This window comes from Mucilaginibacter dorajii, from assembly GCF_024808255.1.
Lineage (GTDB): Bacteria > Bacteroidota > Bacteroidia > Sphingobacteriales > Sphingobacteriaceae > Mucilaginibacter > Mucilaginibacter dorajii.
Window position 1 is genome coordinate 96,036 of record NZ_JANTYS010000010.1, and the last position, 15,506, is coordinate 111,541.

The following is a 15,506-nucleotide window of genomic DNA, read 5'->3' on the forward strand; positions in this document are numbered from 1 at the left end:
TATAATTTACATTTATGAAAATCAGTTTGGGGTATATCGCCGGTGTATTGGCCGGTGGCTTATGCTATTTTATGCCGGCAAGGGCGCAGCAGCAACCCGCTTCCATAACCGTTAACTTAAAACAGGAAACCGGCGATATGAGTCCCGTTTGGGCATGGTTTGGGCACGACGAGCCAAACTATACCTATATGAAAGATGGCCGCAAACTGCTTACCGAATTAGCCGCTTTGAGCCCCGGGCCTGTGCATCTGCGTGTGCATAATTTGCTTACAACCGGCGATGGCGAGGCGGCCCTTAAATGGGGCTCTACCAACGCTTACACCGAAGATGCCAACGGCAAGCCGGTTTATGACTGGCACCTGGTGGATAGTATTTTTGATACTTACATTAAACGCGGCATTAAGCCCTATGCCCAAATTGGCTTTATGCCCCAGGCCCTGTCAACCCATCCCGAACCGTACCGGCACCATTGGAAACCTGGCGACGATTACAATGACATTTACACCGGCTGGGCTTATCCACCCAAAGACTACAACAAATGGGAAGAACTCATTTACCAATGGGTGAAACATGAGGTTGCCCGTTATGGCCAAAAGGAAGTTGAAAGCTGGTACTGGGAAATATGGAACGAGCCGAACATCAGTTACTGGAAAGGCACCATGCAAGAGTTTTTTAAGATGTACGATTATGCCGCCCATGGTCTGAAACGGGCATTACCAACCGCCAAAATAGGCGGACCGGAAATTGCCGGCGGATCGAGCAAAAGCGGGATGAAGTTTTTAAGGGCTTTTATTGAACATTGCATAGCCGATACCAATTATGCAACCGGTAAAATTGGCACGCCGCTGGAAGTCCTCTCTTTTCATGCCAAAGGCCAGCCTACGTTAATTGATGGCCGTGTGCGTATGAACATGGCACCACAGCTGCGCGATATTATGGAGGGTTTTAAAATTGTGGCATCATACCCCCAAACCAAGAACCTCCCGATAGTGATTGGTGAATCTGATCCTGAGGGTTGCGCGGCTTGCGGTATGGCGACTAACCCGCAAAATGCGTATCGCAACGGCACCATGTATTCCAGCTATACCGCGGCCTCCTTTGCCCGAGAGTATCAATTGGCCGACTCCTTGGGCGTAAACTTTATGGGCGCGGTGTCGTGGTCGTTTGAATTTGAAAACCAGCCCTGGTTTTATGGCTTCAGGGACCTGGCCACCAATGGCGTTGATAAACCGGTATTGAACGTGTTCCGGATGTTTGGGATGATGAAGGGCAAAAGGGTAAAGGTAATTGCCGATGAAATGCACCCGCTGCAAACCGTTATTGATTCGGGGTTAAGCGGCAAAGGCACTGACATTGGCGCACTTGCCGCGAAAGATAAAAAGGAAGCTACCGTAATGATCTGGAATTATCACGACGATGATATTCAAAACGCGGGCAAAACTGTAAACGTCACCCTTAATGATATCCCAGCCACAGCCGCATCAATTACCCAATACCGCATAGACGATAAGCACAGCAATTCATACGAAGTATGGAAAAAGATGGGATCGCCACAAAAACCAACTGAACAGCAAATAAAACAACTGGAACAAGCCGGGCAATTGCAAACTATTGGTAAACCTGTAAAACTACAGGTAAAAGCAGGGCGGTTAAATACCGCGATTAATTTGCCGAGACAGGGCGTGGCGTTGTTGGTGGTGAGGTGGTAAGGGATGAGAATATAAAAGCGTTGCTATCTTGTTGAACAAGATCCTGATGATTATAAATTTGCAGACCTGGCTATTGCCGGCAATGCCGATTACCAGGTAACCAACGATACCGCTTTCTCAAATAGTAAAATTCACAAAGCTACCTATTGAAAAAATAGAAAAGCTTTAAATTCTGATTCCTCATCTATTTACCAAAACCTACGCTGTTACTTTGTGGTACATCGTATAAATAGCACATTTTAGATTTGTTATGTTACTAATAAAACAGAGAACGTTAACTAAATAATTTAGCAATCGGTCATTAAATTTTAGTTTAAATAACCTTAATTCGTAATTTAGTATCCTTAATAAAATAAGGATACTTTTTTTATGCTTCAGAAGCTAACCATTAATAACTACGCGCTGATTGATAACCTGGAGATTAGTTTTGGCCAGGGCTTAAACATACTTACCGGCGAAACCGGCGCGGGTAAATCGATCATATTGGGTGCCTTGTCGCTTATTTTGGGGCAACGCGCCGAAAGTCGATACTTTTTTAATCAACAAAAAAAATGCGTTATTGAAGGATCGTTCAAGATTAACGATTTTCATTTAAGTTCCTTTTTTGAAGATAATGACCTTGACCATGAAGCCGAAACCGTGTTAAGGCGCGAGATCTCGGCCGATGGTAAATCGCGGGCTTTTGTAAATGATACCCCGGTTAACCTCGCCACGCTTAAACAATTAGGCGAAAAACTGATTGATATCCATTCGCAGCATGCTACGTTGGAGATCAACGACCCGGAGTTTCAACTATTGGTGGTCGATTCGGTAGCTAAACATGATGACCTTTTAAATGATTACCGAACCAAATTCAGGAGCTATAAAAAGTCGGTTAGCAAACTCAATGAATTAATTGCCGAAAGTGATAAAGCCAAAGCGGATCTTGATTATTTTCAGTTTCAGTTTGATGAGTTGGAAAAAGTGAGCCTGAGCCCCGATGAACAGGAACCGTTTGAGCGGGAACTATATGCCTTAAACAACGCCGAAGAAATAAAGCGCAACCTGTATGGCGCTTACTATCTTATCCAGGAAAGCGAAACGGCAGCCCTTTCGCAATTGCGCGAGGCCGGGCAACAATTGGCAGCACTTGAAAAATTTGACCCACAAATTGAAGAATTGCATCAACGCCTCAACAGCACTATCATTGAGTTAAAAGATATTGCTGCCGAGGTAGAAGCGATTGAACAAAAAACACATACCAACGAAGCAAGGGTTGAGGAGATCAATCTCAGACTAAGCCTCATTTATAACCTGCAAAAAAAGCACCGGGTAAACAGCAACGCCGAGTTATTGCAGATACAGGATGATCTATCCGAAAAAATACAGCAGGCTTTATTTGGCGATGAAACTATTGAAAAGCTGCAAAAGCAATTAGTTGCCGATAAAACCGAATTAGAAAAACTGGCCGGAAAACTAACGGCTAACAGGCTTAAAGCCATCCCATCTATAGAAAAACAGGTGATTGATACACTTGCCGAAATGGGCATGGCGAGTTCGACGTTGAAGATTGAAAATGCAGTCGGAAAGTCGGAAAGTCAGGAAATCGGAAAGTCAAATGATCTTTCGGACTCTCGGACTTCCGGACTTTCGGACCACCTCACCAAAAACGGTGTTGATCACGTACGTTTCCTGTTTTCGGCAAATAAGGGCCACTCACTTGCCGAGATGAGCAAGGTAGCATCTGGTGGTGAGCTTTCCAGGTTGATGCTGAGCATAAAATCTATCATTGCAAAATATACCGCCTTGCCAACCATTATTTTTGATGAGATAGATACAGGCGTTTCCGGCGAGGTAGCCAACAAAGTAGGCCAGATTATGGAGCGCCTGGCCGATAACCTGCAGGTGATTACCATTACCCACCTGCCGCAAATTGCCAGTAAGGGCAAAAACCATTACTTTGTTTATAAAGACGATAGCGCCGCTATCACATATACCCGCATTAAAAAACTGGATGAAAAAGAACGCGTAACAGAAATTGCCAAAATGCTAAGCGGCGATAAACCCGGTGAAAGCGCTTTGCAAAATGCAAGGGAATTGCTGGGGGAAGTATCAAGTAGTTAGTATCAAGTAGTAAGACAGCTTCATGCCTTTTATACGATAGTGGCAGGACAAAAAATCTTACTACTTACTACTTACTACCTGCTACTTTTAAAAATCTTGATACTTGATACTAACTACTTGATACTAATATTATAACTTTGCTCCAATTACATAAACTCAACACATGGCTTATAATTTATTAAAAGGCAAAAAAGGGATCATATTTGGTGCCTTAAATGAGCAATCCATCGCCTGGAAGGTAGCGCAGCGCGCTGTACAGGAAGGTGCCGAAATTGTATTATCAAACGCCCCTATCGCGTTACGTATGGGCGAACTCAATAAACTTGCCGAAGAATGCAATGCCCCTATCATAGGTGCCGATGTTACCAGCAATGATGATATCAACAACCTTTTCACCAAAACAAAAGAACATTTTGGCGGCGGTGTTGATTTTATTTTGCACTCTATCGGGATGAGCATCAACGTTCGTAAAAACATTCCTTACCCAGAAAACAACTACGATTTTACCCATAAAGGTTTTGATATTTCGGCTTTAAGCCTGCACCGCATTTTACAGGCCGCTATGAAACATGACGCCATTAATGAATGGGGATCTGTTTTGGCTTTAAGCTATATAGCCGGTCAGCGTTACTTCCCTGGCTATAATGATATGGCCGATAACAAAGCTGTATTAGAAAGCATTGCCCGTAACTTTGGTTATGAGTATGGTGTAAGCAAAAAAGTACGTGTAAATACCATTTCACAATCGCCAACCCGCACCACTGCAGGTTCGGGCGTTAAAGGCTTTGACGGCTTTATTGATTTTGCCGAAAAGATGAGTCCGCTTGGTAATGCTGATGCAGACCAATGTGCTGATTACTGCGTATCAATGTTCAGCGATCTTACCAAAATGGTAACCATGCAAAATCTTTTCCACGATGGTGGTTTCTCATTTACCGGCGTAACACAAGCTGTTATTGACCAGATGGGGAAATAGGCTAAAGGCTAAAAAAATAGCGGTGGGGATTTTCCCACCGCTATTTTTTTATAAAAACGATCAAAAAAATCGTCATTGCCTTTTTTAAAACCGTGGCCTCTGAAGCCAGAAATCACATAAAAGATTTGTCATCCTGAGGAACGAAGGATCTTCTTCACCCTGCTCATCGCAGACTTTTATAGCGAAGAAGATCCTTCACTATGTTCAGGATGACAAACGTTTTTTACAAAACGCCATAGGTAGGAACGAAGCAATGACGGTCTTTTTAGTTTTAAACAGCTCTCTGTAATAACTATTCATCATAACAAAAAAGGAGCTTTGCGATCGCAAAGCTCCTTTTTTGTTGGATAACCTCAACAGTTTACTGAGGTTGAGAATCAACCAAAACAATTTTCACAACCAAATCGCTTGTTGGCAATATTGCAGTGGTTCCATTTGGAGACTGCGCAAAAAGCTGAACTAAGTTCTTAGAATGGGTGTAGCTATAAGCAACACCACTGTAAGTTTGAGGCAGGGCTTCATAGGTGGTACCATTATCTCCGGATATAGATACTATAACACCATCATTCGCTTGAGTATAACCGTCAAGCTCGGGTAATTCACCATCTTTTCCTAAATTAACTAAGTAGGATTTTGTTCCGGTTGATGGATCAGTATTTAATATCCAATCACCTGTACTACTTGCACTTGTTCCACCTTTAACAGTGAAAAACACAGTGCGATTAGCCGGTGTAATGTATTTTTTAGTACATGAGGTAGCTGCGATCAGCATAGTGCAGCAAATAAGAGTTAAGATTTTTTTCATAATGTTTCGATTGTATATACTGTAAGAACAATATAATTAAAAAAGGTTTAACGAAATTTGAGATAATTTATTTCAAAAGCTTACCTGCTTACTCATTTATATAGGGTAACAAATGCTTTTTCCATAAATAATAACCGTACGGAGTAAGATGTATGCCATCAATTGTAGCCAGCGGATTAAGCTTGCCATCAACAATAAAATCATGATACATATTAATGTAAGGAATATTATGAACCTTGCAATAATCCATTATCCTACTGTTGTAACCTTCAATTCGCTCGTTAAACTTTGATGTCATTGTAGGTAAAACCGATTGAACAAAAAGCTTCGTGCGTGGCGAGACTGTTTTGGCAAGAGTACACATTTCAACAAAGTTTTTAAAGGCATCATCCATATTGAGCCCGTTTTGGACATCGTTAATCCCTCCCTCTAAAAAGATTTTGGGCGGTTTTCTTACAATGATTCTTTTGAAATTATTTAGTATGGCCGGGGTTTCAGTACCTCCAAAACCCATATTTTTGAGATGCGGGTTATTAAACTCCTCCTGCAAACGAAAATTCTGGGTGAGGCTGGTACCGATAAAAATAATTTCTGTACTATCATGTGCTGTACTGAAAAGTTCATTCCATTTTTGCCTTTCAAACTGATGCCGGCTTTCAATGCCAAAAAGCACTTTTTTGTCAATAAAATATCCAATGGTTAGTACGTTTAGCGCGATAGAAATAATGAAAATATATTTATAAATGAGTTTTTTATTAATAGCCATGTAATAGATTCAAGTATGTGCGTTAAAGATACAATTTATAGAAATATTCAACAGATTAGCTGCCCCAATAAAAGCATTTGCAATTAACTAATATTTTAGTTTAACTTTATCTATGCTAAAACAGCTTCTTTTGTTATTCTTTATTTTTCCTTCTTTTTGCTTCGCCCAGGTACTAATTACCGGGAAAATCATTAATGCTGATGATAAAAAGCCGGTGGCTAATGCCAGTGTATTTTTAAACAATGCCATTGTTGGCGATAAAACTGCCGACGACGGCACCTTCACACTCCGCAATGTAAAGCCCGGCCAGTATACTTTTATTGTTACCGCCGTTGGCTTTGAAACCCACAGCATTACTTTGATGGCCGGTACAGCCAATATCGCCCTACCCGAAATTTCCCTGGCACCCAAAACAATCATGCTGCAGGAGGTAAACATCAAGCCCGACCCAAACCGACAACGCAACTATGATGATTTTAAACGCCTTTTCCTGGGCACATCGGCCAACGCCGCGCAATGCAAGATTCTGAACCCCGATGTAGTTGATGTAGATTTTGACTCTAAAAAAATGGTCTTATCAGCCTCAAGCAGAGACGATTTTATTGAAGTAGAAAACAAAGCCCTGGGCTATTTAATAAAGTATAAGCTTACCGCCTTTAGTTACGATGCAAAACATATGTTTTATTACGAAGGGGTTTCGGTATTCCAGGAGTTAAAAGGAAGTAAAGGGCAGCAACGCAAATGGCAAAAGAACCGGATGGTTGCTTATCTTGGCTCGTCCATGCATTTTTTGCGGTCGGTAATTAGCGGACAAACAGATAAAGATGGCTTTGAAGTGTTAAGGCTGGTACGCAAGCCCAACCCCAATTATAAAGAAGGGCGCATGGGGGCCAACAACTATAAATATAACCAGTCATTATATACCAAACCGGCACTTACACCGGCAGATTTTTCACACCCTACAGACCAGCCCGGTTTATTCGCTATTGGTTTTACCGACTGCCTGTACGTGATCTTCAAAAACAAACGTGTGGAAACCGATCTATCTGTTTATCATCCTATAGAAGTACCCAACTACCCGGTAACTATACTGGCTTTTGACGAACTTTATGCTTTTTTTGACCACAATGGCATCATCACCAACCCGCACAGCGTTATTTTTGAAGGCGATTGGGGTGCCAGTCGTGTTGCCGAAATGTTACCGGTAGATTATGAACCCGAAAAAGCCAATGGAAAATAACCAATTTATTTTTAGCTTTATTGATGCTAAAACCTTTATTCTTATTGTTCCTGTGCTTTCCTTTGACATGCTTTGCCCAGTTTAACATAACGGGAAGAGTTATAGATAAAAGATATAAAACTCCCATATTAAATGCTAAAGTATTTTTAACTGATGATACCGCCAGGTACAAAACAAATGACGACGGCGCGTTTACAATTCCGAATGTAAAGCCGGGAGAATACACGCTTGTAATAACGTCGGCAGATTATGAAACCTATGCTAATTCATGGCATGTTTATGATAACAACGTTTCTTTACCAGATATAAACTTGCTGGGAGTAGATGAATTGGATGTTGTTAATAACAAATACAACAAGGTCGCGATCGCGACCTTGCTATTTTTAAGGAAGTATTTTTAGGTAGTTCAGGCAACGCAAAGGAATGTACCATTTTAAACCCCGATGCTATTTTTGTAAAATATAATCCGCTCTTAAAAAAAATAACAGCTTTTTCTGACGAAGAGATTGAGGTTGAAAACAAAGCCCTGGGATATCTTATAAAATATAAATTAGATATCTTTTATTACAGACCAAACGGATCCACATATCTCGATGGCAAGCCTACCTTTGAAGAATTAAAAGGCAGTGATACTGACAAGAAAAGATGGAAGAAACGACGCCAAACCGCTTATTTTGGCTCGTCGATGCACTTTCTTAGATCTGTGCTTGGCAATAATTTAGATGAAGAAGGCTTTAAAGTTTTGAAATTAACCCGGCAACCCAATCCTGATTATAACACACCCGGGTATTACGGCCTCCCCTATATCCAAACGTTATTTAAGGACGATCCCTTAACAACAAAGAGTTTCGCTCACAAAACGGATACGCGGGGAGTGTTTTCATTGAACTTTGCCGATTGTATGTATATTATATATACCAAAAAGCACGACCGTACAAACGTAAATAGAATTAACCTGCCGGCATATGCTCCCCCATACGCAACTACCATAATAACATTCAATGAACAATATGCTTTTTTTGGATCCAACGGAGTGATAACCAACCCGCAAAGTATTCTTGTTGAAGGTGAGTGGGGTGCAGCTGGCATCGCAAATCTTTTGCCTCCAGATTATCAGCCTTAAAAGGAAAAGAGAAACTGATCCGCCCCAACAAAAAACCCCGCTTGCCTAAACAAACGGGGTTGAATTTTTATTAATATCGAACTTATTTCTGTTCTTCTTCTGTTGGTGTTTTGCTTTCACCTTTTTCGTCAATGATGGTGATCTGGCTGGTTTCTTTGTCGAAATCAACTTTCATAATATCACCTTCGCTTAGCTCACCTTTCAGGATCTCTTCGGCAATTGGGTCTTCCAGGTATTTCTGGATTGCGCGTTTTAACGGGCGGGCACCAAATTGCGAATCGTAACCTTTTTCGGCAATGAACTCTTTAGCGGCTTCAGTCAATTCAATTTTATATCCTAAGTTATTTACACGACCGAACAAGAAGCCCAATTCAATATCAATGATCTTAAAGATATCCTCTTTGCTCAACGAGTTAAACACGATAACATCATCAATACGGTTCAAAAACTCAGGAGCAAAAGCGCGTTTTAAAGCGTTTTCGATAACCCCTCTTGAGTGTGTATCAGCCTGTAAGCTTTTAGCATTTGTGCTAAAACCTACACCCTGGCCAAAGTCTTTCAACTGGCGGGCACCAATGTTTGAGGTCATAATAATGATAGTGTTCCTGAAATCAACCTTGCGGCCTAATGAATCAGTTAACTGGCCTTCATCCAATACCTGTAACAAAATGTTAAACACATCCGGGTGAGCTTTTTCAATCTCATCCAATAATATTACAGCATATGGTTTACGACGTACTTTTTCGGTCAATTGTCCGCCTTCTTCATAACCTACGTAGCCCGGAGGCGCTCCTACTAAACGAGATACCGCGAATTTTTCCATGTACTCGCTCATATCTATCTGTATCAGCGCGTCTTCGGTATCAAACATAAAGCGGGCAAGCTCTTTAGCTAACTCGGTCTTACCAACACCTGTAGGACCTAAGAAAATAAATGACCCAATTGGTTTTTTAGGATCTTTTAAGCCGGCACGGGTACGTTGTATAGCACGGGTTAATTTTTTGATAGCGTCATCCTGGCCAATAATTTTGCTGGCAACGGTATCGCTCATATTCAATAGCTTTTGGCTATCTGCCTGGCCAACCCTTTGTACAGGAATACCGGTCATCATGGATACCACTTCGGCAACATTATCTTCGGTTACGGTATAACGTTTTGATTTTGTTTCAGCTTCCCAAACGGCTTTAGCCTGGTCAAGCTCGGCAATCAAATTCTTTTCGGTATCGCGTAACTGAGCAGCTTCTTCGTATTTCTGGCTACGAACAACCTTGTTTTTCTCAATTTTTATCTGCTCTATCTTTTGCTCAATATCCAGTATGTTTTGAGGTACATGGATGTTGGTTAAATGAACACGTGAGCCAGATTCATCCAAGGCATCAATAGCCTTGTCTGGTAAAAACCTGTCGGTAATATAACGGGTAGTTAAGTTAACGCAGGCATTGATAGCTTCGGGGGTATAAGTTACACCATGGTGCTCTTCGTATTTTTCTTTGATGCGGTTCAGGATCTCGATGGTTTCAGTTGGGGTAGCGGGCTCAACCATTACCTTTTGAAAACGACGATCCAGAGCGCCATCTTTTTCGATGTACTGGCGATACTCATCTAAAGTAGTAGCGCCGATGCATTGAATTTCGCCCCTTGCCAAAGCAGGTTTAAACATGTTTGAGGCATCAAGCGAACCTGAAGCACCGCCTGCACCTACAATAGTATGGATCTCATCAATAAACAAAATTACATCAGGTGATTTTTCAAGCTCGTTCATGACGGCTTTCATGCGCTCTTCAAACTGGCCACGGTATTTTGTACCGGCAACCAACGAAGCCAGATCAAGCGTTACCACACGTTTGTTGAACAATACACGTGATACTTTACGCTGAACAATGCGTAATGCAAGACCCTCTGCAATGGCAGATTTACCTACACCTGGCTCACCTATTAATATAGGGTTATTCTTTTTACGACGTGAAAGAATCTGGGATACCCTTTCAATTTCTTTTTCACGTCCAACAATCGGGTCAAGTTTACCATCTTCGGCGGCGCGGGTTAAATCGCGGCCAAAGTTGTCCAACACCGGTGTTTTTGATTTAATGTCAGATACCTTTTTAGGCTGGCTAAATGACTCTTCTTCCTTAAAGTCGTCATCGCCGCCGGTTGGTGAACCTGGCATTTCGTCGGTTACATCGTTTTTATGTGATTCAACTTCACCTTTAAACACCTCGTAGTTTACGTTAAACTGTACCAGTATCTGCGATGCGATATTATCCTCATCACGCAATATGGATAGCAGCAGGTGCTCGGTTCCAATTACATCACTTTTAAATATTTTGGCTTCCAGATAAGTTATTTTTAATACTTTTTCGGCTTGCTTGGTTAGTGGGATGCTGCCTATATGTACATTGGTTCCAATAGTACCTTTAACGGCATCTTCAACGGCACGACGAAGCTTTGCAGTATCAACGTTCAAACCTTTCAGCAATTTAATTGCTACGCCATCACCATCCCTGATGAGGCCCAGTAAAAGATGTTCCGTTCCTATATAGTCGTGCCCAAGGCGCAATGCCTCTTCTCTGCTGTATTGAATGACATCTTTAACCCTCGGCGAAAATTTAGCTTCCATATATACCTTTCAATTATTATGAACGCCGCAATCTATAAATTTTGTTTTTACAAATACGACGCATGATTTAACTTTTATCAACAATATTGCCAACATTTAATGCTTAGCAGAAACAGACATTCAGATGATATGCAAGCTATTAAAGTTTGGGGTTAATTGGTAATTTTTATCAAAAAACTCAACAATCAGCAAATTCTTTTACAATATACAAACGAAACACACCTTTTTGATACAAAAAATTCAAAATAGTTTAAACATTGTGTTAATAAATTATAACCGGTGCAACAAAACAGGCATTTCGTCATAACCTATGCCATAACGGCATTAACCTAATGTTTACTTTGTGTTTATACTTATGTACGCAAAACCAGGCAAAACAGTTGCCAATTTACTCTGTTAAACGCAATTAAATAATAACAAGTATGCACAAATATGGTGGCGACTATCATTGGCAGTAAATATTTTTTCTGCCACATTATTTTCGTAGGTATTCCATCAATTTTCGCTCATATTTGAACTTCTTTTTAATCAATTATAATGGCAGACGAAAAGATCATTTTTTCAATGGCTGGGGTTAGCAAAGTTTATCCCCCGCAAAAAACAGTATTAAAAAACATTTACCTATCGTTTTTTTACGGCGCAAAAATCGGCGTTATCGGTTTAAACGGCTCGGGTAAATCATCCTTATTAAAAATTATAGCAGGCATTGATAAAACCAATATAGGCGAGGTTGTTTTTTCGCCGGGTTATACAGTGGGCTACTTAAGCCAGGAGCCCGAGCTTGATCCCGATAAAACCGTACGCGAGATTGTGGAGGAAGGCGTTGCCGAAACCACGGCCTTATTAAAGGAGTACGAAGAGATCAACGAAAAATTTGGTTTAGAAGAATATTACGGCGACGCCGATAAAATGGACAAGCTGATGAACCGCCAGGGCGAATTGCAGGATCAGATTGATGCAGTTAATGCCTGGGAGCTTGATACTAAGCTGGAACGCGCAATGGACGCCCTACGCTGCCCAGAGCCGGATACCAAAATTTCGGTACTATCGGGTGGTGAACGCCGTCGCGTTGCCTTATGCCGCCTTTTATTAAAGGAGCCGGATGTATTGCTGCTGGATGAGCCTACCAACCACCTGGATGCCGAATCAATTGATTGGCTGGAACAACATTTACAACAATATAAGGGTACTGTTATAGCGGTAACACACGATAGATACTTCCTTGATAATGTGGCCGGCTGGATATTGGAGCTCGACCGTGGAGAAGGAATCCCATGGAAGGGAAATTATTCCTCATGGTTAGATCAGAAAGCCAAACGTTTAGCCCAGGAAGATAAAACGGAAAGCAAACGTCAAAAAACTTTAGAGCGCGAGCTGGAATGGGTACGTATGGGACCAAAAGGCCGTCATGCCAAATCAAAAGCCCGTTTAGGCAACTACGAGAAGCTGGCATCCGAAGAAACCAAAGAACGCGAAGATAAACTGGAGCTGTTTATTCCGCCGGGCCCGCGTTTGGGTAATGTGGTGATTGAGGCCAACGGCGTAAGTAAATCTTATGGCGATAAATTATTGTTTGATAACCTTAGCTTCTCGTTACCTCCCGCAGGTATAGTCGGCATCATTGGCCCCAACGGTGCCGGTAAAACCACGCTATTTCGCCTGATCACCGGGCAGGACCAGCCAGATGCAGGCACTTTCCGCGTAGGCGAAACTGTTGCCTTAGGCTATGTAGACCAGATGCACGACGATCTTGATCCTAACAAATCTGTTTGGGAAAACGTAACCGGTGGCCTGGAAACCATTATGGTGGGCAACAAACCATTGAACTCCCGTGCCTACGTATCTAAATTTAACTTTAACGGAGCCGATCAGCAGAAAAAAGTAGGCGTACTATCGGGCGGCGAACGCAACCGGGTACACTTATCTATCACCCTCAAAAAAGGATCGAACGTATTACTTCTGGATGAGCCTACCAACGATATTGACGTAAATACCTTACGTGCACTGGAAGAAGCACTGGAAAACTTTGGCGGCTGCGCGGTGGTGATCAGTCACGACCGCTGGTTCCTGGACCGCATCTGTACCCACATCCTTGCTTTTGAAGGTAACTCGCAGGTTTACTTTTTTGAAGGCAACTACTCCGATTACGAAGAAAACCGTAAGAAACGTTTAGGTGACGTAGCGCCGAAAAGGATTAAGTATAAGAAGTTGACGGTGTAGGGAAGCCCCTTTAAATCTCCCATGAAGGGGAGACTTTTGAATTGCATTATTGATATTTCCAGACTTACGAAGTTTTAAAAACTTCGTAAGTCTTTGTAGGTCCCAACCCGAATCCTTTTTACACATCAATGAGCCAATTAAACTTCTTCATAACCCGTGACGAAACAATCAGCATACTAAATGCCCTTATCGACACAAATGAGGTAGAAGTTTTTATTGACGGATCTTTTGAAAATGAAAGACCTGAACCTATTACGCAAATTAACACCTCAATTGAATCTGACTATTTTACAATTTGGCTAAAAAATGAGTTTAGAGAACCGAAAGGACTTAAAATGAATCACGGCGTTAATAAAGACCGATTTATATTTGACTACTACAAAGACCCTATCATACAAGTTACCGATTGTAAACGGACGTCATCATTAATTTCGCCGGGTCGCATCTTTTACAAGGCTGGATGGATAGAACACGATGAACTTAGAAAAAAGCATAAAAATTGGACCGCAAAAGTTTCCCGGTCAATAGATAAAAGACTTAATAAATTGAACAATCTCTGGAGAGTTTCCGACGAGGTTAAAGATTGGGTTGCAAAAGGCGGCGCTTTGGAGTTAGGACCCGGCGGCATTGTCATCAATAAAGATAATCTGACCGCTATGGGCACAATAATCAAATAAGTGTTTTGTCAAAAAGCACCCTTACAATCAATTCCTTAACGCAACTCAATAAAAAATTTCCTAACTTGCCGTTTTCTAATTTATAATACTTAAGGCCATGACAGAGACGCTGGACATCAAGATCACCAAGACTACGCATTCCCGTTTAGCAGAAACGGATTTTGACAACTTACCATTCGGAAAAACATTTTCTGACCACATGTTTGTGGCCGATTATGCTGATGGTGAATGGAAAAACCTGCAGGTCATTCCCTACGGCGAGATTGGATTGAGCCCTGCGATTTCGGCCTTACATTATGGTCAGGCATTTTTTGAAGGCTTAAAAGCTTACAAACATGCCGATGGTAAAGTAACCATCTTCCGTCCCGATAAAAACGCTATTCGTTTTAACAAATCGGCAGAGCGGTTGTGTATGCCAACCCTGCCCGAAGAAATATTTTTACAAAGTATGGCAGCCGTGGTTGACCTTGACCGCGATTGGGTACCTGCAAAAGCTAACCACGCTTTGTATATCCGTCCGTTTATGTTTGCTACAGATCCTTTTTTGGGCGTAACACCATCGGCAACTTATAAATACATGGTACTGGCCGGCCCTGTTGGACCATATTTTTCAAAAACCTTACGTGTTAAGGTAGAAACCCACTACACCCGCGCTGCGGAAGGTGGCATGGGCTATGCAAAAGCTGCCGGTAACTACGGCGCATCTATGCTGCCTGCCCGTAAAGCTGCCGAAGAAGGTTTTGACCAGTTGATCTGGACAGATGCCAAAGAGCATAAATATGTAGAGGAAATGGGTGCAGCCAACGCCATGTTCCTGTTAGATGGTAAATTGATCACCGCCGAAGCTAAAGATACTATCCTTGATGGTGTTACCCGCGATACGGTTATTGCTTTAGCCAAAGAATGGGGAATCCCTGTTGAAACCCGCAAGGTTTCTGTTGCCGAGATTGTTGAAGGTGCTAAAAACGGCAAACTTACCGATGCATTTGGTGCAGGTACCGCCGCAACCATTGCTTCTGTAGGCTCCATAAGCGTTGATGGCGAAGAATACTTTTTAAGCGACCCGAAAACACGTGAGTTTTCGCAAAAAGTTTTGGCTACACTTGATGCTGTAAAATATGGTAACGCGCCGGATACACACGGCTGGAATTACCTGGTACAATAACCCCACATTAACCTTATTTGAAAGGTGCGCCAGTTGGTGCACCTTTTTTGTTTTATCGATCTTAGAAGATGGTTAAAACGGGTTCATGAAAATATTAAAATCAAA

The 15,506-nt window shown here is 41.8% G+C and carries 12 protein-coding genes; 9 read left to right on the forward strand and 3 right to left on the reverse strand.

Translation table 11 applies throughout. The features are described 5' to 3' along the window. Nucleotides 1-14: 14 nt before the first annotated feature. From FHS10_RS15275 to FHS10_RS15285, 3 genes are all read left to right on the forward strand, one after another. On the forward strand, nucleotides 15-1,709 hold the full coding sequence (locus tag FHS10_RS15275; protein ID WP_259091915.1) for a GH39 family glycosyl hydrolase: 1,695 nt from the start codon (nucleotides 15-17) through the stop codon (nucleotides 1,707-1,709). A gap of 369 nt (nucleotides 1,710-2,078) precedes the next feature. Then, entirely contained in the window at nucleotides 2,079-3,812 is a 1,734-nt protein-coding gene (gene recN / locus FHS10_RS15280; protein WP_259091918.1) for a DNA repair protein RecN, read from the forward strand. Between the two features lie 163 nt (nucleotides 3,813-3,975). After that, entirely contained in the window at nucleotides 3,976-4,788 is an 813-nt protein-coding gene (locus tag FHS10_RS15285; RefSeq protein WP_184550053.1) for an enoyl-ACP reductase FabI, read from the forward strand. A gap of 361 nt (nucleotides 4,789-5,149) precedes the next feature. On the opposite strand, the gene FHS10_RS15290 is transcribed toward FHS10_RS15285, so the two are convergent. After that, nucleotides 5,150-5,593, reverse strand: a complete 444-nt coding sequence (locus FHS10_RS15290; protein ID WP_259091925.1) for a hypothetical protein — start codon at nucleotides 5,591-5,593, stop codon at nucleotides 5,150-5,152. Nucleotides 5,594-5,681: 88 nt separating this feature from the next. After that, nucleotides 5,682-6,359: a GDSL-type esterase/lipase family protein gene (locus FHS10_RS15295; RefSeq protein WP_259091927.1), complete on the reverse strand. Its 678-nt coding sequence runs from the start codon at nucleotides 6,357-6,359 to the stop codon at nucleotides 5,682-5,684. A gap of 112 nt (nucleotides 6,360-6,471) precedes the next feature. Here FHS10_RS15295 and FHS10_RS15300 point away from each other — a divergent pair, with 112 nt between their 5' ends. From FHS10_RS15300 to FHS10_RS15310, 3 genes are all read left to right on the forward strand, one after another. Beyond that, the gene (locus FHS10_RS15300; RefSeq protein WP_259091930.1) at nucleotides 6,472-7,599 is read left to right on the forward strand and encodes a carboxypeptidase-like regulatory domain-containing protein; all 1,128 of its coding nucleotides are present in this window, start codon (nucleotides 6,472-6,474) and stop codon (nucleotides 7,597-7,599) included. Nucleotides 7,600-7,622: 23 nt separating this feature from the next. After that, nucleotides 7,623-8,000, forward strand: a complete 378-nt coding sequence (locus tag FHS10_RS15305) for a carboxypeptidase-like regulatory domain-containing protein (RefSeq protein WP_259091932.1) — start codon at nucleotides 7,623-7,625, stop codon at nucleotides 7,998-8,000. A 284-nt stretch (nucleotides 8,001-8,284) separates the two neighbouring features. Then, nucleotides 8,285-8,722, forward strand: coding sequence for a hypothetical protein (locus tag FHS10_RS15310; protein ID WP_259091935.1), 438 nt, complete (start codon nucleotides 8,285-8,287; stop codon nucleotides 8,720-8,722). An 82-nt stretch (nucleotides 8,723-8,804) separates the two neighbouring features. Here the strand turns inward: FHS10_RS15310 and FHS10_RS15315 are convergent, their stop codons facing one another. After that, nucleotides 8,805-11,339 (reverse strand): ATP-dependent Clp protease ATP-binding subunit, encoded by a 2,535-nt coding sequence (locus FHS10_RS15315; protein WP_259091936.1) that lies wholly within the window; start codon nucleotides 11,337-11,339, stop codon nucleotides 8,805-8,807. A 537-nt stretch (nucleotides 11,340-11,876) separates the two neighbouring features. Here FHS10_RS15315 and ettA point away from each other — a divergent pair. The 3 genes from ettA to FHS10_RS15330 all read left to right on the forward strand — a co-directional run bounded on the left by ettA (nucleotide 11,877) and on the right by FHS10_RS15330 (nucleotide 15,401). After that, entirely contained in the window at nucleotides 11,877-13,559 is a 1,683-nt protein-coding gene (ettA, locus tag FHS10_RS15320) for an energy-dependent translational throttle protein EttA (protein ID WP_259091939.1), read from the forward strand. 128 nt (nucleotides 13,560-13,687) lie between these two features. Continuing rightward, nucleotides 13,688-14,236: a hypothetical protein gene (locus FHS10_RS15325; protein WP_259091942.1), complete on the forward strand. Its 549-nt coding sequence runs from the start codon at nucleotides 13,688-13,690 to the stop codon at nucleotides 14,234-14,236. Between the two features lie 97 nt (nucleotides 14,237-14,333). Further along, a complete protein-coding gene (locus FHS10_RS15330) occupies nucleotides 14,334-15,401 on the forward strand; it encodes a branched-chain amino acid aminotransferase (RefSeq protein ID WP_259091945.1) in 1,068 nt (355 codons plus the stop codon). The last annotated feature ends 105 nt before the right edge of the window (nucleotides 15,402-15,506 follow it).

What these genes read in the sequence shown, in the direction of transcription:
- FHS10_RS15275 (WP_259091915.1), top strand. Translation starts at nt 15, where the DNA reads ATGAAAATCAGTTTGGGGTATATCGCCGGTGTATTGGCCGGTGGCTTA.
- recN (WP_259091918.1), top strand. Translation starts at nt 2,079, where the DNA reads ATGCTTCAGAAGCTAACCATTAATAACTACGCGCTGATTGATAACCTG.
- FHS10_RS15285 (WP_184550053.1), top strand. Translation starts at nt 3,976, where the DNA reads ATGGCTTATAATTTATTAAAAGGCAAAAAAGGGATCATATTTGGTGCC.
- FHS10_RS15290 (WP_259091925.1), bottom strand. Translation starts at nt 5,593, where the DNA reads ATGAAAAAAATCTTAACTCTTATTTGCTGCACTATGCTGATCGCAGCT.
- FHS10_RS15295 (WP_259091927.1), bottom strand. Translation starts at nt 6,359, where the DNA reads ATGGCTATTAATAAAAAACTCATTTATAAATATATTTTCATTATTTCT.
- FHS10_RS15300 (WP_259091930.1), top strand. Translation starts at nt 6,472, where the DNA reads ATGCTAAAACAGCTTCTTTTGTTATTCTTTATTTTTCCTTCTTTTTGC.
- FHS10_RS15305 (WP_259091932.1), top strand. Translation starts at nt 7,623, where the DNA reads ATGCTAAAACCTTTATTCTTATTGTTCCTGTGCTTTCCTTTGACATGC.
- FHS10_RS15310 (WP_259091935.1), top strand. Translation starts at nt 8,285, where the DNA reads ATGCACTTTCTTAGATCTGTGCTTGGCAATAATTTAGATGAAGAAGGC.
- FHS10_RS15315 (WP_259091936.1), bottom strand. Translation starts at nt 11,339, where the DNA reads ATGGAAGCTAAATTTTCGCCGAGGGTTAAAGATGTCATTCAATACAGC.
- ettA (WP_259091939.1), top strand. Translation starts at nt 11,877, where the DNA reads ATGGCAGACGAAAAGATCATTTTTTCAATGGCTGGGGTTAGCAAAGTT.
- FHS10_RS15325 (WP_259091942.1), top strand. Translation starts at nt 13,688, where the DNA reads ATGAGCCAATTAAACTTCTTCATAACCCGTGACGAAACAATCAGCATA.
- FHS10_RS15330 (WP_259091945.1), top strand. Translation starts at nt 14,334, where the DNA reads ATGACAGAGACGCTGGACATCAAGATCACCAAGACTACGCATTCCCGT.